The organism is Curtobacterium sp. NPDC090217 (assembly GCF_044746705.1).
In the GTDB taxonomy this organism is placed as follows: Bacteria; Actinomycetota; Actinomycetes; order Actinomycetales; family Microbacteriaceae; genus Curtobacterium.
On the sequence record NZ_JBIVCR010000001.1, the window covers coordinates 644,129 to 665,018 of the forward strand.

At 67.8% G+C, this 20,890-nt stretch carries 20 protein-coding genes and 2 tRNA genes; 13 read left to right on the forward strand and 9 right to left on the reverse strand.

What is annotated here, in order from left to right; genetic code table 11:
• Nucleotides 1-17 precede the first annotated feature (17 nt).
• The 6 genes from rsmG to rpmH all read right to left on the reverse strand — a co-directional run bounded on the left by rsmG (nt 18) and on the right by rpmH (nt 3,091).
• Entirely contained in the window at nt 18-656 is a 639-nt protein-coding gene (rsmG, locus tag ACIPJ2_RS03290) for a 16S rRNA (guanine(527)-N(7))-methyltransferase RsmG (RefSeq protein WP_402727546.1), read from the reverse strand.
• Complete coding sequence (locus ACIPJ2_RS03295) at nt 653-1,150, reverse strand: protein jag (protein ID WP_402727547.1); 498 nt, start codon at nt 1,148-1,150, stop codon at nt 653-655. The genes rsmG and ACIPJ2_RS03295 overlap by 4 nt, the downstream gene beginning before the upstream one ends.
• Complete coding sequence (gene yidC, locus ACIPJ2_RS03300) at nt 1,151-2,119, reverse strand: membrane protein insertase YidC (RefSeq protein WP_402728309.1); 969 nt, start codon at nt 2,117-2,119, stop codon at nt 1,151-1,153. It lies immediately after the preceding gene.
• Between the two features lie 8 nt (nt 2,120-2,127).
• Nucleotides 2,128-2,508 carry a membrane protein insertion efficiency factor YidD gene (gene yidD / locus ACIPJ2_RS03305; protein ID WP_402727548.1) on the reverse strand — a complete coding sequence of 127 codons (381 nt, stop codon included), beginning with the start codon at nt 2,506-2,508 and terminating at the stop codon, nt 2,128-2,130.
• Complete coding sequence (gene rnpA, locus ACIPJ2_RS03310) at nt 2,505-2,855, reverse strand: ribonuclease P protein component (protein WP_281266300.1); 351 nt, start codon at nt 2,853-2,855, stop codon at nt 2,505-2,507. Before rnpA ends, yidD begins: the two co-directional genes overlap by 4 nt.
• 98 nt (nt 2,856-2,953) lie before the next feature.
• A complete protein-coding gene (gene rpmH / locus ACIPJ2_RS03315; RefSeq protein ID WP_071299798.1) occupies nt 2,954-3,091 on the reverse strand; it encodes a 50S ribosomal protein L34 in 138 nt (45 codons plus the stop codon).
• A gap of 459 nt (nt 3,092-3,550) precedes the next feature.
• On the opposite strand from rpmH, the gene dnaA reads away from it, so the two are divergent.
• The 10 genes from dnaA to ACIPJ2_RS03365 all read left to right on the forward strand — a co-directional run bounded on the left by dnaA (nt 3,551) and on the right by ACIPJ2_RS03365 (nt 14,929).
• Nucleotides 3,551-5,011: a chromosomal replication initiator protein DnaA gene (gene dnaA, locus ACIPJ2_RS03320; protein ID WP_402727549.1), complete on the forward strand. Its 1,461-nt coding sequence runs from the start codon at nt 3,551-3,553 to the stop codon at nt 5,009-5,011.
• A gap of 526 nt (nt 5,012-5,537) precedes the next feature.
• Nucleotides 5,538-6,698, forward strand: coding sequence for a DNA polymerase III subunit beta (gene dnaN, locus ACIPJ2_RS03325; RefSeq protein WP_402727550.1), 1,161 nt, complete (start codon nt 5,538-5,540; stop codon nt 6,696-6,698).
• 70 nt (nt 6,699-6,768) lie between these two features.
• The gene (gene gnd, locus ACIPJ2_RS03330) at nt 6,769-7,656 is read left to right on the forward strand and encodes a phosphogluconate dehydrogenase (NAD(+)-dependent, decarboxylating) (RefSeq protein WP_402727551.1); all 888 of its coding nucleotides are present in this window, start codon (nt 6,769-6,771) and stop codon (nt 7,654-7,656) included.
• Between the two features lie 31 nt (nt 7,657-7,687).
• On the forward strand, nt 7,688-8,914 hold the full coding sequence (gene recF, locus ACIPJ2_RS03335; RefSeq protein ID WP_402727552.1) for a DNA replication/repair protein RecF: 1,227 nt from the start codon (nt 7,688-7,690) through the stop codon (nt 8,912-8,914).
• On the forward strand, nt 8,914-9,414 hold the full coding sequence (locus tag ACIPJ2_RS03340) for a DUF721 domain-containing protein (protein ID WP_281266304.1): 501 nt from the start codon (nt 8,914-8,916) through the stop codon (nt 9,412-9,414). Before recF ends, ACIPJ2_RS03340 begins: the two co-directional genes overlap by 1 nt.
• 134 nt (nt 9,415-9,548) lie before the next feature.
• A complete protein-coding gene (gyrB, locus tag ACIPJ2_RS03345; RefSeq protein ID WP_402727553.1) occupies nt 9,549-11,531 on the forward strand; it encodes a DNA topoisomerase (ATP-hydrolyzing) subunit B in 1,983 nt (660 codons plus the stop codon).
• Between the two features lie 132 nt (nt 11,532-11,663).
• Entirely contained in the window at nt 11,664-14,294 is a 2,631-nt protein-coding gene (gene gyrA, locus ACIPJ2_RS03350) for a DNA gyrase subunit A (RefSeq protein WP_402727554.1), read from the forward strand.
• Nucleotides 14,287-14,694: a DUF3566 domain-containing protein gene (locus tag ACIPJ2_RS03355; RefSeq protein ID WP_022904049.1), complete on the forward strand. Its 408-nt coding sequence runs from the start codon at nt 14,287-14,289 to the stop codon at nt 14,692-14,694. The genes gyrA and ACIPJ2_RS03355 overlap by 8 nt, the downstream gene beginning before the upstream one ends.
• A 75-nt stretch (nt 14,695-14,769) precedes the next feature.
• Nucleotides 14,770-14,846 (forward strand) — tRNA-Ile (locus ACIPJ2_RS03360).
• A 10-nt stretch (nt 14,847-14,856) separates the two neighbouring features.
• A tRNA-Ala gene (locus tag ACIPJ2_RS03365) sits at nt 14,857-14,929 on the forward strand.
• Between the two features lie 548 nt (nt 14,930-15,477).
• On the opposite strand, the gene ACIPJ2_RS03370 is transcribed toward ACIPJ2_RS03365, so the two are convergent.
• A complete protein-coding gene (locus ACIPJ2_RS03370; protein ID WP_281266307.1) occupies nt 15,478-16,053 on the reverse strand; it encodes a hypothetical protein in 576 nt (191 codons plus the stop codon).
• Between the two features lie 117 nt (nt 16,054-16,170).
• On the opposite strand from ACIPJ2_RS03370, the gene ACIPJ2_RS03375 reads away from it, so the two are divergent.
• A complete protein-coding gene (locus ACIPJ2_RS03375) occupies nt 16,171-16,710 on the forward strand; it encodes a peptidylprolyl isomerase (RefSeq protein ID WP_281266308.1) in 540 nt (179 codons plus the stop codon).
• A gap of 146 nt (nt 16,711-16,856) precedes the next feature.
• Complete coding sequence (locus ACIPJ2_RS03380) at nt 16,857-17,567, forward strand: rhomboid family intramembrane serine protease (RefSeq protein ID WP_402727555.1); 711 nt, start codon at nt 16,857-16,859, stop codon at nt 17,565-17,567.
• Between the two features lie 284 nt (nt 17,568-17,851).
• Here ACIPJ2_RS03380 and ACIPJ2_RS03385 read toward each other — a convergent pair whose 3' ends face one another.
• Nucleotides 17,852-18,106: a cell division protein CrgA gene (locus ACIPJ2_RS03385; RefSeq protein ID WP_281266310.1), complete on the reverse strand. Its 255-nt coding sequence runs from the start codon at nt 18,104-18,106 to the stop codon at nt 17,852-17,854.
• Between the two features lie 82 nt (nt 18,107-18,188).
• On the opposite strand from ACIPJ2_RS03385, the gene ACIPJ2_RS03390 reads away from it, so the two are divergent.
• Nucleotides 18,189-18,833, forward strand: a complete 645-nt coding sequence (locus ACIPJ2_RS03390; RefSeq protein WP_402727556.1) for an anthranilate synthase component II — start codon at nt 18,189-18,191, stop codon at nt 18,831-18,833.
• 161 nt (nt 18,834-18,994) lie between these two features.
• Here ACIPJ2_RS03390 and pknB read toward each other — a convergent pair whose 3' ends face one another.
• Nucleotides 18,995-20,797: a Stk1 family PASTA domain-containing Ser/Thr kinase gene (gene pknB / locus ACIPJ2_RS03395; RefSeq protein WP_402727557.1), complete on the reverse strand. Its 1,803-nt coding sequence runs from the start codon at nt 20,795-20,797 to the stop codon at nt 18,995-18,997.
• Nucleotides 20,798-20,890: the final 93 nt, after the last annotated feature.

Below are 20,890 nucleotides of genomic sequence, written 5' to 3' on the forward strand. Positions count from 1 at the left end.
CTCAGCGCCGCACGGCGTCAGTCAACTGTAGCCCGGAACACCCGCGTGGTCTCCTCGACCACACCGACTCCGAGTTCGAGTACCTCGACATCCGAGAGACGTTTCCGCAGGATGACCTTGCGTGCCGCGATTACCTCGTCATCGACCCGCGCGCCCTTCATCAGGATCAGCTGCCCACCGGACCGGACGAGCGGCACCGTGATCGGGATCAGCTTCGAGAGAGCGCTGACGGCACGCGCCGTGACCTGGTCGAGCACCAGGTCGTCCGACACGTCCTCTGCACGCGCGCGCAGCACCGTCACGTTGTCGAGGCCGAGCCGATCTGCCTCGGACTGCAACCAGTCCACCCGACGCTCCATCGGTTCGATGAGCGTCATGGACACGTCAGGACGGGCGATCGCGAGCACGAGACCCGGCAACCCGGCACCGGAGCCGACGTCGCCAACGCGACCATCAGCCTCCAGGAGCGGTGCCAACAAGGCAGAGTTGAGGATGTGTCGCGTCCACAGCCGTGGGAGCTCCAGCGGGCCGATGAGGCCCAGCTCCTCGCCCCGCCGGGCGAGCTCGTTCGTGAACGACCGAGCCGCCTCGAGCCGGTCACCGAACAGCGTCGCGGCGCCCGCCGGTTCTGCTTCGAGGACCGGGGCGTCCGTCATCGGGTGATGACCGTGTGACGGTCGCGGCCCTCGCCCTCGGACTCCGAACGGAAGCCCTTCTCGGCGACGAGGTCGTGGACGAGCTTGCGCTCGTAGGACGACATCGGGGGGAGTGCAGCGGATGCCGAGCCGGCTTCGATGCGCTCGACCGCGGTGTCGACGAGTCGCTGGAGCTCCGACGCGCGGGCGTCACGCGAACCGCCGACGTCGAGGATGAGACGGCTGAACTCGCCGGTCTCCGCCTGCACGGCGATGCGCGTGAGCTCCTGGAGCGCCGACACCGTGTCCGGCTTCGCGAGGACGCGCAGCGCGTTGCCCTCGTCGGTCACCGAGAGGTAGACGCGCCCAGCGCGCTCCTCGATCTCGATGTCACCGTCGAGGTCGCAGATGTCGAGGAGTTCCTCGATGTAGTCGGCGGCGATGTCCGCCTCGTCGCGGGTGTCGTCGTCGACCTCGGTGGGCTCGACGGTGGCGGCGATGTCCTGCTCGGTCACTTACTTCTTCCCGTTCTTCTTCGAGCGCTGCTTGCCGACCGGCTGCTGACGCTGGGTCGTGACGCGCACGGCCTCGATCTCCGCCGCACCCGCGCCGGCACCGGCCTCGGCCAGGACGCCTGCGGGGGTCCCGCGACGCTGGGCCTTCTTCGCCAGGCGGGCTTCACGGGCGAGGGCCGCCTCGGAGCCGGGCGTCGGCATGCTGCGGATGACGAAGTACTGCTGCGCCATCGTCCAGATGTTGGAGGCGAGCCAGTAGAACATGACGCCGAGGGGGAACGAGAGACCCGAGATCACGAAGATCAGGGGGAGCACGTACAGCATCATCTTCTGCTGGCGGTACATCGGAGACTCCTTGGTCTCCGGGGACATGTTCTTCGCGACGAGCTGCAGCTGCGTGACGAACTGCGATGCCGTCATCACGACGATCATGAAGCCCGCGATGACCCGGACTTCCCAGCCGGACGCGTTCGTGAAGGTCTCGTGCAGCGGAGCACCGAAGAGCGAGGCGTTGCCGAACGACGCGGCGAGGTCGTTCGTCAGCAGGCCGATGCCCGTCTTGTTGATCTGCGCTTCGTGCAGCACGGAGTACAGCGAGAAGAAGATCGGCATCTGCAGCAGCAGGGGCAGGCAGGAGCTCAGCGGGTTCGTCCCGGTCTCCTTGTAGAGCGCCATGGTCTCGCGGCTCATAGCCTCACGCGAGAACTGGTCTTTCTTGCCCTTGTACTTGTCCTGGATCTTCTTGAGCTGCGGCGCGACCTCGAGCATCCGGCGCTGCGACTTGATCTGCCGCACGAAGATCGGGATGAGCGCGGCGCGGACCACGAAGGTCAGGAAGATGATCGACAGCACCCAGGTGATGCCGGCGCCCGGGTCCATGCCGAGGGACTCGAAGACCCAGTGGAAGCCGACCAGGATGGCGGAGACCACCCACTTGAGCGGCCAGAGGATCGTACCGATGAGGTCCATGAGGACGGTCACGCCTTTCGAGTGCGCTGGGGGAGCAGCACCGGGCGGACCATGCCGACCGAGGACTGCGATTGCTGCTGGACCGGAGCGAGCACGAAGCCGAACCGGTTCACGATGAAGGGCTTGCGCCGCTCGGGGACGTCGTCGATGCCGCCGGCGGCCCAGGGGTTGCACCGGCCGATCCGCCACGCGCCCATCGTGGTCCCGCGGACGACGCCGTACTGCTGGATCGCCTCCAGCGCGTAGCGGGAGCACGAGGGGTGGTACCGGCAGACGTTGCCGTAGAGCGGGGAGATCACGGCACGGTAGGCGCGGAGCACGACGACGCAGGCGTTGCGAGGGAGCAACGCTGCCACCCACAGGGCCCGCATCAGGAGCGTCCGGTTCATGCTGCCTTCTCCACACCGCGCGCGAACGATCGCGAGACGTCTTCGAGCAGGGTAGGCCATCCGGCCTGCGCAGCGGCTGGCAGTGCGCGCACCACCACGTCGTGCCCGACGGGCACCGACCCGAGCAGCTCGTGCGCGATCGCCTTGAGCCGACGGCGGACGAGGTTGCGGGTCACCGCGTTCCCGACCGTCTTCGCGACGATGAAGCCGAACCGTGTGGGCGCCGACGTGTCCGACGTGCGACGGACCACCGAGACGACGACGTTCGCCGTGGCGCTCCTGCGACCACGACGCACGGTGTTCCGGTAGTCGTCCCCACGGACGATGCGGTTCCCACGGGCCAGCACGACGTCACCGACCGATCGCTGAGCACACCGAAGCGCCGCCCGGTCGGACACGGGGTCCGACCGACGCGGCGCGGGGTGCAGCTGCGACCAGGTTCGTCTTACGCGCTGAGCTCGGTGCGGCCCTTGGCACGGCGTGCGGCCAGGATGGCGCGGCCGGCGCGGGTGCGCATACGGAGACGGAAGCCGTGCTTCTTGGCGCGGCGACGGTTGTTCGGCTGGAAGGTGCGCTTGCTCATGATCTTCTCCACACGGCTGCTCGAGGCGAGCCGTCACGAATACGTTGGTTGACGCAGGTGGGCGCGACCAAGGGGGCCGCAGTCAACTGGTTAACGGTACGTGACAGCGGCGAGGAGGTCAAACGCCGATCACCCCGTCCAGGACGACTGCCAGGACGGAGCCCGTTGTCCACATTGGGGACAACTTCCGTTCGGTGCGACCCGCCTCGGTCCTTTACAGTGGTCGGAACGATCCGCCCGCAGGCCCGGTACGACGGGGGAGCACTCCGACCTCGCGGCCCAGGGCGATCGTGGACAACACTGTGGACAACCCTGTGGGAAGCCCGCGGCACGACGGCGTCGACGAAGCCACCCGAAGCCACGGACGACTCGCCGGGAACCGACCGCCGCCGCGCCCGCCCGTGCGCCCTGGCACGTCCGCAGCACCGACCACACGAGACCCCTGGAGACGAGCGCGACATGACGATGCCGGCCGACCCCGTCGAGGACCTCTGGTCGTCGGTCCTCGGACTCCTCGCGGAGGACGACCGGATCACCCCGCAGCTGCACGGCTTCCTCAACCTCGTCGAGCCGAAGGGCGTCCTCGCCGGCACCCTCTACCTCGAGGTCCCGAACGACCTCACCCGCGGCATGCTCGAGCAGCGCATCCGGGTCCCCATCACCGAGGCGGTCTCGCGCATCGGCGACGACACCGTGGCGAACTTCGCGATCACCGTGAACCCGGACATGGCCTCGGAACCCCGCGTCGAGCCGACCGTGCCGACCTACGCCGAACCGGTCGCCGCCGACCAGGTCGTCGAGCAGAGCGCGGCGCCCCGCCAGTACATCGAGGCGCCGTTCGTCCCGAGCCAGATCGACGCACCGGGAACGAGCGGTCGCCCCGAGTCGCGGCTGAACCCGAAGTACAACTTCGACAACTTCGTCATCGGCGCCTCGAACCGGTTCGCCCACGCCGCCGCAGTCGCCGTGGCGGAAGCGCCGGCGAAGGCCTACAACCCGCTCTTCATCTACGGCGACTCCGGCCTCGGCAAGACACACCTGCTGCACGCGATCGGCCACTACGCCGAGAGCCTCTACCCGGGGATCCGGGTGCGGTACGTGTCGAGCGAGGAGTTCACCAACGACTTCATCAACTCGATCGCGAACAACCGCTCGAACCAGTTCCAGCAGCGGTACCGCGACATCGACATCCTCCTGATCGACGACATCCAGTTCCTCCAGGGCAAGGACTCGACGCAGGAAGCCTTCTTCCACACGTTCAACACGCTGCACGACCACAACAAGCAGGTCGTCATCACGTCCGACGTCGCGCCGAAGCACCTCACCGGCTTCGAGGACCGGATGCGCAGCCGGTTCGAGTGGGGCCTGATCACCGACGTGCAGGCGCCGGACCTCGAGACCCGCATCGCGATCCTCCGCAAGAAGGCGCAGTCCGACCACCTGCAGGTGCCGGACGACATCCTCGAGTTCATGGCGTCGAAGGTGTCGAGCAACATCCGTGAGCTCGAGGGGACGCTCATCCGCGTCACCGCCTTCGCGAGCCTGAACCGGACGGCCGTCGACATGGCGCTCGTGCAGACGGTCCTGAAGGACCTGATCACGCTCGACGAAGACAACGTCATCGCGCCGACGGACATCATCAACCACACCGCGGAGTACTTCAAGCTCTCGGTCGACGACCTCTACGGGTCGTCCCGCTCGCAGGCGATCGCCACCGCACGACAGATCGCGATGTACCTCTGCCGGGAGCTGACGAGCCTGTCGCTGCCGAAGATCGGGCAGCTGTTCGGCAACCGGGACCACACGACGGTCATGTACGCGAACAAGAAGATCGCGGAGCTCATGAAGGAGCGCCGGTCCATCTACAACCAGGTCACCGAGCTGACCAGCCGCATCAAGCAGGACCGCCGGTACCGCTGAAACGGCTGACCGAGGCAGTACCAACGCGCATCAAGCAGGACCGCCGGTACCGCTGAGCGCATCGCTCGCGACCGCCGGAACATCTGTTCACACCGACGGGAGGCCCGCCTCGGCTTCCTGAGATCGGCGGGCGTCGGCGCACGTCCACCATCTGAGACGGTTCCATGCGGCGGAGTTCTCACAGTGTGGAAAGCCTGTGGATAACTGTGGATGACACGCCGGATGGTTGTTCACAGTGGATGGGGCATCTGTGGAGACTGGGGATGGAAGTGGATAGATGAGATTCATTCATCCCGTTAACGCTCACACCCCACCCACAAGTCACACGGTTGTAGTTCCCTGTCGCTGACAGGCATGCACAGAGTTATCCACAGTGTGCACAGGCGTTAACACTCTTATTCCTGCTTAACGATCGGGATCCCTGGGCCAACCTTGTGGACGGCGGGATGACAAGAAATCCGGGTCCCGCTGGGCTGTGCCACAATGGGGCGGCCGGACAGTCCAACGATCGACAGGGGTCCCAGCTGTGAAGTTCGAGGTCAACCGGGACGTCTTCTCCGAAGCCGTCTCATTCGCGGTGAAGCTCCTCCCACAGCGCACGACCCTCCCGATCCTGTCGGGTGTCCTCATCCACGCCGAGGGCGATCGACTGACGCTCTCGTCGTTCGACTACGAGGTCTCGGCGCAGACGTCCATCTCGGCGCAGATCGACGACGCGGGCACGGTCCTCGTCTCGGGTCGCCTGCTCAACGACATCGCGAGCCGCCTGCCGAACGCACCCGTCACGTTCTCCACGGACGAGTCACGGATCACGGTGACCTGCGGATCCGCGCACTTCACGCTGCTGAGCATGCCGGTGGAGGAGTACCCGACCCTCCCCGAGGTCGGCGCCCAGACCGGTGTGATCCCGGGGGACGCGTTCTCGGAAGCCGTCTCCCAGGTCGCCGTCGCCGCCAGCCGCGACGACGTCACCCCCGTCATCACCGGCGTCCAGCTCGAGGTCGGCGACAACGACCTCTCCCTCATCGCCACGGACCGCTACCGCGTCGCGGTCCGCACCATCCAGTGGGACTCGGGCCGCGCCGGTGCTGCTCCCGGAACGACGGAGCCGATGCACGCGCTCGTCCCTGCGCGCACCCTGCAGGAAGTGGGCCGCACGTTCGGCTCCGCGTCGACGGTGTCGGTCTCGATCAGCGGCACCTCGGACCGTGAGCTCATCGCGTTCCACGCCGACGACAAGACGGTGACGTCCCTGCTCATCAAGGGCAACTACCCGCCGGTCCGCCGGCTCTTCCCCGAGACCGTCCAGGACCACGCCGTGATCAACACGGCGGAGCTGGTCGAAGCGGTCCGACGGGTCTCCCTCGTCCTGGAGCGCGAAGCAGCGCTCCGGTTCTCCTTCACGGTCGACGGGCTCACGCTCGAGGCGATCGGTTCCGAACAAGCGCAGGCATCAGAGTCGATCGATGCGTTGCTGACCGGTGAGGAAACGGTGGTCTCGTTGAAGCCCGCCTTCCTCCTGGACGGGTTGAACGCGGTGCACTCCGAGTTCGTCCGCATCTCCTTCACCAAGACGGAGAACCCCAACAAGCCGGGCCCGGTGCTCATCACCGGCCAGTCCTCCCGCGAGGAACCGGCGACGGACGGATACCGGTACCTGCTGCAGCCCAATCTCCTGCTGCGGTAAGCGCAACAGCCGAACACTGCGCTGACGCGCCACCCCTGCATCAGCGCGACGACGAACAGAAGAGGAAATCATGCACATCGGTCTTGTCGGCCTCGGTCGCATGGGCAACAACATGCGTGCCCGTCTCCGCAACGCAGGCATCGAGGTCACCGGGTACGACGCGAACCCCGCCGTCTCCGATGTCGCCAGCCTCGCCGAACTCGCAACCGCGCTCCCCGAGGGCAAGAAGCTCGTCTGGGTCATGGTCCCGCACGGCAAGATCACCGACGACGTGATCACCGAGCTCGCCGGGGTCCTCGGCGAGGGCGACCTCGTCATCGACGGCGGCAACTCGAAGTGGCTCGACGACACCAAGCACGCCGAGCAGCTCGCGGCGAACGGCATCCGCTACATGGACGCCGGCGTCTCCGGTGGCGTCTGGGGCAAGGACAACGGCTACGGCCTGATGGTCGGCGGCGACGCCGCTGACGTCGAGTTCGCGATGCCGGTCTTCGACGCGCTCCGCCCCGAGGGCCCGCGCGAAGAGGGCTTCTCGCACGCCGGTGCCGTCGGCGCCGGGCACTACGCCAAGATGGTCCACAACGGCATCGAGTACGCGATCATGCAGGCCTACGGCGAGGGCTACGAGCTCCTCGAGGCGAAGGACATCATCACCGATGTCCCCGCCGTCTTCGCCGGATGGCAGCGCGGCACCGTCGTGCGCTCCTGGCTGCTCGACCTGCTCGTCCTCGCGATCAACGAGGACCCGAAGCTCGCCGAGCTCGAGGGCTACGTCGACGACTCGGGTGAGGGTCGTTGGACCCTCGAAGAGGCGATCGAGCTCGCGGTCCCGATGCCCGCGCTCTCCGCGGCCATGTTCGCGCGCTTCGTCTCGCGTCAGGGCAGCGAGTCCCCGACGATGAAGGCCGTCGCGGCGCTCCGCAACCAGTTCGGCGGCCACGCCGTCAAGAAGTCCTAGGACTTCCCGGGGAAACCCGGCAACGGCCCGCGTGCACGTCGACCATCTCCAACTGACCGACTTCCGGAACTACCGGGAGGCGGACGTCGACCTCGCACGCGGGCCGAACCTCTTCGTCGGGAGGAACGGCCAGGGCAAGACGAACCTCGTCGAGTCCATCGCCTACCTCTCCACCCTCGGCTCGCACCGCGTCCCCACCGACGCGGCACTCGTCCGGCAGGGCTGTGACGCCGCGATCGTCCGCGCACGGCTCGCCCACGAGGAACGCAGCATCCTCGCCGAGGTGCAGATCAACCGCTCCGGGTCGAACCGGGCGCAGATCAACCGGGCGCCGATCAAGCCCCGCGAGCTCCCGCGGTACTGCACGAGCGTCCTCTTCGCACCGGAGGACCTGGCACTCGTCCGCGGCGAACCGTCCGGTCGACGCCGCATGCTCGACGAGCTCCTGGTGCAGATCGCACCGCGGATGCAGGGCGTCCTCGCCGACTACGACCGGACGCTCCGGCAGCGGAACACCCTGCTGAAGTCCGCCAGGGCGACCGGTGCGAAGTCGGGATCGCTCGCGACGCTCGACGTCTGGGACGAGCGGCTCGTGGCGTTCGGCTCCGAGATCATCGCCGCGCGCGACCACCTCACGCGCCGGCTCGCACCGTTCGTGGCGGAGGCCTACGCGACCGTCGCCGGTGAGCGGCACGAGGCGTCGATCACCGGTGTCCTGTCGGTCCGCGGCGGTGATCCGGAAGACGCAGCAGCGACCGATCCGGTGCTCGGGACACCGGACGAGCCGGTTACCGTGCCGGCCGCCGCGGAGGCGTTCCGGGGTGCGCTCGAACGCCGTCGCCGCGACGAGCTCGACCGGGGTCTGACGCTCGCCGGCCCGCATCGCGACGACGTACTCTTCCAGCTCAACGGGTTACCGGCCCGTGGATACGCGAGCCACGGGGAATCGTGGTCGTTCGCCCTCGCGATCCAGCTCGCGAGTGCATCGATCCTCCGCGCCGAGTCGACACTCGGCGACCCGATCATCATCCTCGACGACGTGTTCGCGGAGCTCGACGAGTCGCGACGCGAACGCCTCGGCAACGCGGTGGCAGACTACGAGCAGGTCCTCATCACCGCCGCGGTGTTCGGCGACGTGCCCCAGCAGCTGGCGGCGCACACGGTCCGGATCGAGCACGGCACCATCGTGACCGACGAGGCGGACCCGACCCGAGCCTCCAGTCCGGCCGAGCCGGACGTGGCGGAAGCAGGCAACTGATGCCTCGCCCCTGGAAGCCGACCGAACCCAGCCGGGTCTACATGCACTTCAAGCAGGTCTTCGGCGATCCGTCCAAGCGCGGCATCGACGCACGCCGCCGGCGGGCGAAGGAGTTCGAGTCCGACACGGTGCCCTACGGCCGCGGCCGGGAACCGAAGGGCCTCGGCGACATCGTCGGATCCCTCGCCGCCGAACTCGGCTGGACCGAGCCCCTCGCCCGCTCGGAGCTCTTCACTGACTGGCCGAGCGTCGTCGGCGATGAGCTCGCCAAGCACTCCCGACCGGTGACGATCGAGGACGGCGCCCTCGTCATCCGATGCGACTCGACGGCATGGGCGACGCAGCTCCGACTGATGCGCGCGAGCGTCACGACGACCATCGCGGAACGGCACCCGCAGGCGGGGGTGGAATCGATCCGGGTTTCCGGGCCGGACGCCCCCACCTGGAAACGCGGCCCCAGGACGGTCCAGGGGCGCGGTCCTCGCGACACCTACGGTTGAGCAGACGAAATCATCCTCTGGTCGCGAAATCGGCCGTCAAACGGCCGATTTCGCCCTCGAAAGAGGGGCTGCTGGGATAGACTGGGCGGTGCAGTGCGTGGGTGTTCCGCGCGCAGGCAAGGAGCACTCTCGACATGACATCAGAATCTGAAGACGACCGCCAGACCTCTCCCGAACCGTCGTACGGCGCAGACCAGATTCAGGTGCTCGAGGGGCTCGAGGCCGTCCGCAAGCGCCCCGGCATGTACATCGGCTCGACGGGCCCTCGTGGTCTCCACCACCTGGTGCAGGAGATCGTCGACAACTCCGTCGACGAAGCCCTCGCCGGCTACTGCGACACCATCGACGTGACCATCCGCGAAGACGGCGGCGTCCGCGTGGTCGACAACGGCCGAGGCATCCCGGTCGACGTCCACGCGGCAGAGGGCGTCTCGACGCTCCAGGTCGTGCTCACCGTCCTGCACGCCGGCGGCAAGTTCGGTGGCGGCGGGTACGCGGTCTCCGGTGGTCTGCACGGTGTCGGTTCCTCCGTCGTGAACGCGCTCAGCTCCGAGCTCGACGTCGAGGTCCGCCGTCAGGGACACGTCTACCGGCAGAGCTACACCGACGGCGTCCCGGTGGCCCCCGTGTCCGAGGACGAAGCCACCGACGAGACCGGCACCACGATCACGTTCTGGCCGAACGCCGAGATCTTCGAGACCGTCGTCTTCGACTACGAGACGCTCCGCGCGCGCTTCCAGCAGATGGCGTTCCTCAACAAGGGGCTCCGGATCAACCTCAAGGACGAGCGCACCCCGGACGAGGGCGAGGAGTCCCGTCACGACTCGTTCCGCTACGAGCGCGGTCTGGCCGACTACGTCGAGTACCTGGGCAAGCAGAAGAAGGCCGACCTGGTCCACCCCGACGTCATCGGCTTCGAGGCGGAGGACCCGGAGCGCAAGATCGCGCTCGAGGTCGCGATGCAGTGGAACACCTCGTACCAGGAGAGCGTCCACACCTTCGCGAACACGATCAACACGCACGAGGGAGGGACCCACGAAGAGGGCTTCCGCGCTGCGCTGACCACGCTCGTGAACCGCTACGCGCGTGAAGCCAAGATCATCAAGGAGAAGGACGACAACCTCACGGGTGACGACATCCGTGAAGGGCTGACCGCCGTCATCTCCGTGAAGCTCGGCGAGCCACAGTTCGAGGGCCAGACGAAGACCAAGCTCGGCAACACCGAGGCGAAGTCCTTCGTCCAGCGCGTCGTCGGCACCGAGCTCACGCACTGGTTCGAGAGCAACCCGACCCAGGCCAGAGACGTCGTCCGCAAGGCGATCCAGGCATCGCAGGCACGCCTCGCCGCCCGCAAGGCCCGCGAGACCACGCGACGCAAGGGCCTACTCGAGTCCGGCGGCATGCCGGGCAAGCTCAAGGACTGCCAGTCGAAGGACCCGACGCTGTCGGAGATCTTCATGGTCGAGGGTGACTCCGCGGGCGGCTCCGCCGTCCAGGGACGCAACCCGATGACCCAGGCGATCCTGCCCCTCCGCGGCAAGATCCTGAACGTCGAGAAGGCCCGGCTCGACCGCGCCCTGGCGAACCAGGAGATCCAGTCGATGATCACGGCGTTCGGCGCCGGCATCGGTGAGGACTTCGACCCGGACAAGGCCAGGTACCACAAGATCGTGCTGATGGCCGATGCCGACGTCGACGGCCAGCACATCACGACGCTGCTGCTCACGCTGCTGTTCCGCTACATGCGGCCGCTCATCGAGCGCGGCTACGTGTACCTCGCACAGCCGCCGCTGTACCGCCTGAAGTGGTCGAACTCGGCGCACGAGTACGTGTTCAGCGACCGCGAACGTGACGCGCTGCTCCAGTCCGGCATCGCCGCAGGCAAGCGCATCCCGAAGGACAACGGGATCCAGCGCTACAAGGGTCTCGGTGAGATGGACTACAAGGAGCTCTGGGACACCACGATGAACCCGGACACCCGCACGCTCCTGCAGGTCACGCTCGAGGACGCCGCAGCCGTGGACAGCGTGTTCGCGACCCTGATGGGTGAGGACGTCGACGCACGCCGCTCCTTCATCCAGCAGAACGCCAAGGACGTCCGGTTCCTGGACATCTGATCCCCGACCAGGAGGCGCGGTGCCAGCCGCGCGCCCTGGTCCAGACCACCTGTGGTCGCGCGCGGCGCGACGAACGGAACCACGGCCTCCAGGTCGGGTCGGCCGGATGGCCGAGAAAGGTACTGAAGCCACATGGCTGACGACAACGAGACGAACGACGAGCAGCCCGAGATCGTGCACGGCGACAGCGGGGACATCGTCGTCTCCGGTGACCGCATCTCGCAGGTCGACCTGCAGCTCGAGATGCAGCGCTCGTACCTCGACTACGCGATGTCCGTCATCGTCGGTCGTGCGCTTCCCGAGGTCCGGGACGGCCTGAAGCCGGTGCACCGTCGCGTGATCTACGCGATGTACGACGGCGGGTACCGACCGGACCGTGCGTTCTCGAAGTGCTCCCGCGTCGTCGGCGACGTCATGGGACAGTTCCACCCGCACGGTGACAGCGCGATCTACGACGCACTCGTCCGTCTCGTGCAGCCGTGGTCGCTCCGCTACCCGCTCGCGCTCGGCCAGGGCAACTTCGGTTCGCCGGGCAACGACGGCGCAGCTGCTCCGCGGTACACCGAGACCAAGATGGCGCCGCTCGCCATGGAGATGGTCAGGGACATCGACGAGGAGACCGTCGACTTCCAGGACAACTACGACGGTCGCACGCAGGAGCCGGCGATCCTGCCGGCGCGCTTCCCGAACCTGCTCGTCAACGGCTCGGTCGGCATCGCGGTCGGCATGGCGACGAACATCCCGCCGCACAACCTGCGCGAAGTCGCTGCCGGCGCGAAGTGGGCGCTCGAGAACCCGGATGCCACGCGCGAGGAGTTGCTCGCTGCGCTCATGCAGCGCATCAAGGGCCCGGACTTCCCGACCGGCGCCCAGATCCTGGGCGTCAAGGGCATCCAGGACGCCTACCGTACGGGCCGCGGTTCGATCACGATGCGGGCCGTCGTGAACGTCGAGGAGATCCAGGGTCGGACCTGCCTGGTCGTCACCGAGCTGCCGTACCAGGTCAACCCCGACAACCTCGCGATCAAGATCGCCGAGCTCGTCAAGGACGGCCGTCTCGCGGGCGTCGCTGACATCCGCGACGAGACCTCCGGTCGGACCGGCCAGCGCCTCGTCATCGTGCTGAAGCGCGACGCGGTCGCCAAGGTCGTGCTGAACAACCTGTACAAGCACACGCAGCTGCAGGAGAACTTCGGCGCGAACATGCTCGCGATCGTCGACGGCGTCCCGCGCACACTCGCGCTCGACGGCTTCATCTCGGCGTGGGTGGACCACCAGATCGACGTCATCGTCCGCCGGACCCAGTACCGGCTGCGCGAGGCCGAGAAGCGCGCGCACATCCTCCGCGGCTACCTGGCGGCACTCGACGCGCTCGACGAGGTCATCGCGCTCATCCGTCGTTCGCCCGACGTGGAAGAGGCCCGCACCGGCCTGATGGACCTGCTGTCCGTCGACGAGATCCAGGCGCGTGCGATCCTCGAGCTCCAGCTCCGTCGTCTGGCCGCCCTCGAGCGTCAGAAGATCCACGAAGAGGCCGAGGCACTCGAGCTCAAGATCGCGGACTTCAACGACATCCTGGCGTCGGAGACCCGGCAGCGCTCGATCATCGGCGAGGAGCTCGACGAGATCGTCGAGCGCTTCGGTGACGACCGTCGCAGCGAGATCATGCTCGGCTACGACGGCGACATGTCCATCGAGGACCTCATCCCCGAGGAAGAGGTCGTCGTCACCATCACCCGCGGCGGCTACGTCAAGCGCACCCGCAGTGACCAGTACCGCTCGCAGCACCGCGGCGGCCGTGGCGTCCGCGGCGCCCAGCTCCGCGCGGACGACGTGGTGGAGCACTTCTTCGTCACGACGACGCACCACTGGCTGCTGTTCCTCACCGACCAGGGCCGCGTCTACCGTGCGAAGGCGTACGAGCTGCAAGAAGCCGGGCGTGACGCCAAGGGCCAGCACTCGGCGAACCTCCTCGCGATGCAGCCGGACGAGCAGATCCAGCAGGTGCTCGACATCCGCGACTACGAGGCGGCGCAGTACCTCGTGCTCGCCACCGAGCAGGGTCTCGTGAAGAAGACCGCGCTCACCGAGTACGACACCAACCGAACCGGCGGCATCATCGCGATCAACCTGCGCGACGGCGACAAGCTCCGCTCGGCGCTGCTCGTCGACGAGTCCGACGACCTGCTCCTCGTGTCCCGGCACGGCATGTCGCTCCGGTTCACCGCGACGAACGACACCCTCCGCCCGATGGGTCGCTCGACCTCCGGCGTGAAGGGCATGTCCTTCCGCGACGGCGACTCGCTGCTCGCGGCACGGGTCGTCTCCGACGACGGGTTCGTCTGGGTCATGACCGAGGGCGGCTACGCCAAGCGCACCTCCGTCGACCAGTACCGCACCCAGGGCCGCGGTGGACTCGGCATCAAGGTGGCCAAGCTGGCGGCCGATCGAGGCGACCTTGTGGGTGCTCTCATCGTCGGTGAGGACGACGAGGTGCTCGTCGTGCTCCAGTCGGGCAAGGTGGTAAGGTCTGCCGTGGCCGAGGTCCCTGCCAAGGGTCGAGACACGATGGGCGTCGTCTTCGCGAGGTTCGCGGAGAACGACCGGATCATCGCGGTGGCCCGGAACAGTGAGCGGAACCTGGACGACCAGGACGACGCCGAGATCGAGCCCGCGGGCCCGGTGGAGTCGGTCAGCCCGGACGAAGCGGCCGCCGACCCCGTCGAGCCCGAGGCCGGAGAGGACCAGTCAAGCAATGAGTAGTGTCGCCGAGAAGCTCCAGAAGAAGGCGAAGCGGCCCGTCGGCACCCGTCAGGTGCGGCTGCGGCTCGTGTACGTCGACTTCTGGTCGATGGTGAAGCTCAGCTTCCTGATCGCCCTGGCCGGCAGCATCGTGATCGTCGTCGCGACGGCGCTGGTGTGGGTCATCCTCAACCAGACCGGGGTGTTCACCCAGGTCGACGCCCTGCTCAAGGACGTCACCGGGCAGAACAACTACTCGATCATGGACCAGTTCTCGCTGGGCCAGGTGCTCGGGTTCTCCATCGTGGTTGGCATCCTCAACGTGGTCGTCGGCACCGTGCTCGGCGCGATCGTGAGCGTGCTGTACAACCTCAGCGTGCGCATCACGGGCGGTCTGCTCGTGGGCTTCACGAACAACTGACACACCCGGTCCGGATGGGCCGCCCGCTCGATTTCGTTCCGACGGATTCGTACGGTAGGCTTTCATCCGGTCTGAGGGGCTATAGCTCAGGCGGTTAGAGCGCTTCGCTGATAACGAAGAGGTCCAAGGTTCAAGTCCTTGTAGCCCCACCATCCCCTTCCCGGGGCCTTAGCTCAGTTGGTAGAGCGCCTGCTTTGCAAGCAGGATGTCGGGAGTTCGATTCTCCCAGGCTCCACTCCCTCAGGGTGAACGCTGCTTCACTCGTTCCTCGTTCCGCCGTTGTTCGGTCGTGGTGCTCGTCTGCGCCTTCGGCGCGCCGCTCCGCGATGGCCGGCTCTGCGCGTGCCGCGGCCGTCCGGTGGCTGGTGCGTTGTGCGCGACCGTCCGGTGGGTAGTGCGTTGTCGCGGACTGGAGGCTCGGTGCCGGGCCGCCACGAGCCTCCCGTTCGTCGTCCCCGCTCCCCGCACCGCGGTGAGTGGTCGCGACTCCCCGCCGGGACGCCCTCGACTGGTCAGGAACCGTCGGTTCGGCCCTGCGTCAGCGACTGGATGCGACCAGTCGGTGGGTGTGAGCGGGGTGTCGTGACCGCTGGGGACGGCGTTGCGCGGGCGGAGGACGCCGGGACGCCCGGGACGCCCTCACGCCCGGACGCCCGGGACGTCCTCACGCCCGGGACGGCCGGACGCCCGGACGCCGGGACGCCCGGGACGCCCGGACACCGGGCCGGCGCGGACGACGAAGGGCCCCGGCGTGTGCCGGGGCCCTTCGTACGAACCGGGAGGTCAGGCGGCGGACTTGTCCGCCGAGTCGGCGTCGTCGGCGACCCAGAGGTCGTCGTCGGCGCGCAGCGTCTGGTACGCGGCGTAGGCGGCACCGGCGACGGCGACCACACCCACCACGATCAGGGCGACTCCGCCGAAGCCGATGCCCTTCTTCTGCTGCGACGGCACGTACTTGGCGGCAGCCTTCTTCGCCTTCTTGCCCTTCTTCTGGGCGTCCTTCACGATCTTCTTGACCCGGGGGTCCTTCGCGAGGTCGACCACGCTGAGCACGGATCCCGCAGTGGACACGAGGCCGGGGACGACCTCGGACTGGAAGCGGTGCGAGGCGTTCTGCGCGGCAGACGTCGCTGCGTGCACGCCCGTCGCGACAGCCGGGCGGATCCCGCTGTCGATCGCGTGCTGGACGCGGGGGGCGATGTCCTTGCGAGCAGCATCGGCTGCGTTCGAGCGGGCCTCGGCGAGGATCGCGTTCGCGTGCTCGAGCACCTTGCGCTGCTCACCGAGGAGCGAGGCGGTCTGGCCCTTGAGCTTCTTGATCTGCTTCCGGCGCTTGCGCGGCAGTTCGATCGTCGTCATCTGGTACCTCCATCGGAACGGCGTGACACCCATCCTGCCACCGGAGCACCTGACAGGTCACGGAGCCTCACCTGTGGGTACCGTCTGTACGCAGCGGACGCATGCGAGAATCGGAACATGTCTCTGCACACCGCTGTCGCAACGATCCACACGAACAAGGGCGACATCCGCGTCAACCTGTTCGGCAACCACGCTCCGAAGACCGTCAAGAACTTCGTCGACCTCGCGACGGGCCAGCAGGAGTGGACCCACCCGGGGACCGGCAAGGTCTCGACGGACAAGCTCTACGACGGTGTGGTCTTCCACCGCATCATCAAGGACTTCATGATCCAGGGCGGCGACCCGCTCGGCCAGGGCATCGGCGGCCCCGGCTACCGCTTCGACGACGAGATCTCGCCCGAGCTCACCTTCCAGAACCCCTACATCTTCGCGATGGCGAACGCCGGCATCCAGGGCGGCCGCGGTACCAACGGGTCGCAGTTCTTCATCACGACCGTGGCCACGCCGTGGCTCCAGGGCAAGCACACCATCTTCGGTGAGGTCGCCGACGACGAGTCCCGCGCGGTCGTCGACGCGATCGAGGGCGTCCCCACGGACGGCCGCGACAAGCCGCTCGAGGACGTCGTCATCAACAGCATCGACGTCGAGTCCGTCTGACCTTGACCGACCAGGCGTACAACCCGGCCAACTACTGCTACCGGCACCCGGACCGGCAGAGCTTCGTCCTGTGCCAACGGTGCGGGCGGACGATCTGCCCCGAGTGCCAGACGCCGGCGGCGGTCGGGGTGCACTGCCCTGAGTGCGTGCGTGAACAGCGCGCGCAGTTCACGGCGAACCGCCGCGCGTCCGGAGCCCCGAGCAGGGTCACGGTCGCGCGGCGGCGCTTCGCCATGCTCGACCAGAAGGCGACCGTCGTCATCGTCGCCGTCTCCGTGGTCATCTGGCTGCTGGACCAGGTGTCCAACCGGGCGCTGACCCAGCTGCTCGGCTACAACGCCTACTACCTGCCGACGCAGCCGTGGCGGATGGTCACGTCGTTGTTCGTCCACTCGGGCTTCTTCCACATCGCGTTCAACATGTGGGCGGTGTGGATCTTCGGCAGGATGCTCGAGAACATGCTCGGGACCTGGCGGTTCCTGGCGTTGTACTTCATCTCGGGCCTGGCTGGATCGATGGCCGTCACGCTGCTCGCTCCCCAGACGTCGGTCGTCGGCGCCTCCGGAGCGATCTTCGGCCTGTTCGCCGCCTTCTTCATGATCCAGCGCAGCCTCGGTGGCAACGCCGTATCGTTGCTCGTGATCATCGGCCTGAACCTGCTGATCGGGTTCCTGCCCGGGACGAACATCTCGTGGCAGGCGCACATCGGCGGGATCGCTGCGGGCTTCCTGACCGGGTACATCTTCGCGAAGACCCGGAACGTCCGGAAGCGCGGTCTGCAGATCACCCTGCTCGTCGCCGAGGCGGTGCTGATCGTCGTCCTGGCGTACGTCGGGTACGCGATCGCGTTCAACTGAAGCGCATCGACCGCACGAGCATCCAACGCCCCGTCACTCCTCGGAGTGGCGGGGCGTTTTCGTACCTGTGGACAACTTGGTGAGTTACACGGGTGTGATTATCCCCACTGTGGAATCACCTGTGGATAACTCCGGGACGGGGGTGTGGAACAGCGTGTGGAGAACTCGTCGAACTGTGGAGAACGGGGGAAAACCGCGCTGCTCCCACAGCGGCCTGTGGAAAACGAGAACGCCCGCCGCACCGATCGGTGCAGCGGGCGTTCGACGACGCGGAAGCCGGGCTGTCAGCGCCAGCGAGTGGTCATGAGGAAGCCGATGAACATGATGCCGAAGCCGATGAGGATGTTCCACGAGTTCAGCGAGGGAACCGGGAGGGTGCCCTGCGAGACGTAGAACACGATCACCCAGGCGAGTCCGACGAGCATGAAGCCGAACATGACCGGCTTGAACCACACGGGGTTGGGCTGGTCGCCCGCCGTGTCGACCGAGTCGGCTCGGGTCCTCCGGGCGGGCTTGGTGCGGTCCTTGTCCTTGGCCATGGCCGGTATCCTACCGTGAACATGTGTGTGCACAGGCTCCACGGAGGCTGCACACGACCCCCACGAGTACGGTGAACCGACCATGACCAGGATCCTCGTCGTCGACAACTACGACAGCTTCGTCTACACGCTGAACGGCTACGTCCAGCAGCTCGGCGCGGAAACCGACGTCGTGCGCAACGACGCGTTCCCCGAGTCCGAGATCGCGGACCGGATCGCCGAGTACGACGGCGTCCTGCTCTCTCCCGGCCCGGGCACACCCGCAGCCGCCGGCATCTCGATCGCGACCGTCCACGCGTCCATCGCGGGCGACAAGCCGCTGCTCGGTGTCTGCCTCGGCCACCAGGCGATCGCCGAAGCCCTCGGCGCCACGGTGACCCACGCCGAAGAGCTCATGCACGGGAAGACTTCGCAGGTCGACCACGACGGCAGCACCCTCTTCGCCGGCGTCCCGCACCCGTTCACGGCGACCAGGTACCACTCGCTCGCGATCGTCGACGGCACCGTCCCAGACGAGCTCACCGTGACCGCGCGGACCGGCGGTGGCGTCATCATGGGCGTCCAGCACCAGGACGCACCGGTCTACGGCGTGCAGTTCCACCCGGAGTCGGTCCTCACCGAGGGCGGCTACCGGATGGTCGGCAACTGGCTCGAGACGACCGGACTCTCCGGCGCTGCCGAGCGCGCAGCGGGCCTCGGCCCGCTCATCGCGGCGTACCGCGCCTGAGCGGTCCCGCGATCGGTCACCTGACCTGATCGGCCCACCCGGGCCGTGGACGCGGCCGGTGGTCGGCCTGGAGGCTCGTGGCGGGCTGGCACCGTGCCTCCCGTCCTGCGGTCGGCCGGGACCAAGGTCGGCCGGGACCAACGGTCGGTCGGGACCGGCGGTCAGTTGCCGTCGCCGCCGTCGCCCCCGTTGTCCTTGCCGTCCCCACCGTCGCCGCCGCTCGGGGTCGCCGGGGCACTCGGCTGGTTCGACGCGGCGCAGTACGTGAGCACGACCGTGCTGCCCTGCGCGATGTCGCCGGCCGGCTGGTCCTGCTGCGTCACCGTGCCACCGGTGCACGAGTAGGACGCCTGCTGCTTCACGGTGAGACCGAGGTTCGCGAGCGTCGAGTTCGCGGTCGAGAACGGCTGCTGCGTGACGTCCGGGAGCTGCACCAGGCCGTTCGACACCGTGAGGTTCACGACCGTGCCCTTGGTGTGCGTGGAGCTCGCCGCGGGGTCGGTGGACATGACGGTGCCCTCCGGCACGGTGGGCGAGTAGGTCGAGTTGACCGCCCCCACTGCGAAGCCAGCGGCCTCGAGCGCCTGCTGTGCGGCGTCCTGGGACTGGTTGGCGACGTCGGGGACCGCGATCTGCTCCGGCCCCAGTGAGACGACCACACGCACGTTCTGCTGTCTGGCGACGTTCGTGCCGGATCCCGGCTCGGTGCGGATGACCGATCCCTTGTCGACCTTGTCGGAGTTCTGCTCCACCTTGACCGGCACCAGGTCGCGTTTGTCGAGAGCCTTGGCGGCGGAGTCGTAGGTGGCGCCGACGACGTTCGGCACGCTCACCGACGACGACACCGGGGCCTGACCCGGCTGCAGGTTCGCGACCCAGAAGATCACACCGGCGATCACGGCGATCGTCAGGACGATGCCGACCCAGATCCACGCCACCGGCGGACGGTTCTGCGTGCGCTGCGGACGGTGCTCCTGCGTGTCGTCGAGCTCGCGGAAGGCCACCTCTGGGTTGGAGGTCGTCCGCGGGTTCACGCCGAACAGCACGGTCGAGGCGTCGTTCGCGCTCTGCTGCAGCTTCTTCGTCGACGCGGGGACCTGTCCGGCGGCGGCCTGTTCGAGGTCGCGGCGGAACTCGGCGGCGTTCTGGAACCGGCGCGTGCGGTCCTTCACCAGGGCGTGCAGCGTGACCGCGTCGAGCGCCGGCGACACCGCGGGGGTGATCGTCGACGGGGCGACGGGCTGCTCGCTGACGTGCTGGTAGGCGACGGCGACGGGCGAGTCCCCGAGGAACGGCGGACGGCCGGTCAGGAGCTCGAAGAGGACGATGCCGGTCGAGTAGAGGTCGGTGCGCGCGTCGACGGTCTCGCCGCGGGCCTGCTCCGGGGAGAAGTACGACGCGGTGCCGAGGATCGAGGTGGTCTGCGCGACCGTGGCCGACGTGTCGGTGATGGCGCGGGCGATGCCGAAGTCCATCACCTTGACCTGCCCGGTGGCCGTCACCATGACGTTGGCGGGCTTGATGTCGCGGTGCACGACGCCGGCGCGGTGGGAGTACTCGAGCGCGGTGAGGATGCCGCTCGTGAGGCGGACGGCCTCGTCCGGCTCGACGGGTCCGTCGCCGATGACCTCGCTCAGCGGGCGGCCCTCGACGTACTCCATGACGATGAACGGCACCTGCACCTCGGCGCCGGACTGCTCGGTCACGGTCTCTTCGCCGGCGTCGTAGACGCGGACGATGGTCGGGTGCGCCATGCGTGCGGCGGCCTGTGCTTCCTGCCGGAAGCGCGTGCGGAACGCCGGGTCGTTGGCGAGGCTCGGCTTCAGGAGCTTGACGGCGACACGGCGGCCGAGCCGCGTGTCCTGGCCCACGTGCACGGTGGCCATGCCGCCACGACCGATGACATCACCGATCTCGTAGCGATTTGCGAGGAGCGTGATCCCCGCGGTCACACCTTCTGGCACGTACTCCTCCGAATGTCCGTCGGGGCAAGTGTACGACAGCCCATCCTGGTGAGACGCTGGCTGCGGGGCCGCCGCGCGAACCGTTACCGGAAC

Excerpts from the sequence above, each read along its gene's own strand:
- ACIPJ2_RS03375 (WP_281266308.1), top strand. The coding sequence starts at position 16,171 with ATGTCTCTGCACACCGCTGTCGCAACGATCCACACGAACAAGGGCGAC.
- ACIPJ2_RS03355 (WP_022904049.1), top strand. The coding sequence starts at position 14,287 with ATGAGTAGTGTCGCCGAGAAGCTCCAGAAGAAGGCGAAGCGGCCCGTC.
- ACIPJ2_RS03385 (WP_281266310.1), bottom strand. The coding sequence starts at position 18,106 with ATGGCCAAGGACAAGGACCGCACCAAGCCCGCCCGGAGGACCCGAGCC.
- rsmG (WP_402727546.1), bottom strand. The coding sequence starts at position 656 with ATGACGGACGCCCCGGTCCTCGAAGCAGAACCGGCGGGCGCCGCGACG.
- rpmH (WP_071299798.1), bottom strand. The coding sequence starts at position 3,091 with ATGAGCAAGCGCACCTTCCAGCCGAACAACCGTCGCCGCGCCAAGAAG.
- dnaA (WP_402727549.1), top strand. The coding sequence starts at position 3,551 with ATGACGATGCCGGCCGACCCCGTCGAGGACCTCTGGTCGTCGGTCCTC.
- gyrA (WP_402727554.1), top strand. The coding sequence starts at position 11,664 with ATGGCTGACGACAACGAGACGAACGACGAGCAGCCCGAGATCGTGCAC.
- ACIPJ2_RS03390 (WP_402727556.1), top strand. The coding sequence starts at position 18,189 with ATGACCAGGATCCTCGTCGTCGACAACTACGACAGCTTCGTCTACACG.
- yidC (WP_402728309.1), bottom strand. The coding sequence starts at position 2,119 with ATGGACCTCATCGGTACGATCCTCTGGCCGCTCAAGTGGGTGGTCTCC.
- yidD (WP_402727548.1), bottom strand. The coding sequence starts at position 2,508 with ATGAACCGGACGCTCCTGATGCGGGCCCTGTGGGTGGCAGCGTTGCTC.
- gnd (WP_402727551.1), top strand. The coding sequence starts at position 6,769 with ATGCACATCGGTCTTGTCGGCCTCGGTCGCATGGGCAACAACATGCGT.
- ACIPJ2_RS03370 (WP_281266307.1), bottom strand. The coding sequence starts at position 16,053 with ATGACGACGATCGAACTGCCGCGCAAGCGCCGGAAGCAGATCAAGAAG.
- gyrB (WP_402727553.1), top strand. The coding sequence starts at position 9,549 with ATGACATCAGAATCTGAAGACGACCGCCAGACCTCTCCCGAACCGTCG.
- ACIPJ2_RS03340 (WP_281266304.1), top strand. The coding sequence starts at position 8,914 with ATGCCTCGCCCCTGGAAGCCGACCGAACCCAGCCGGGTCTACATGCAC.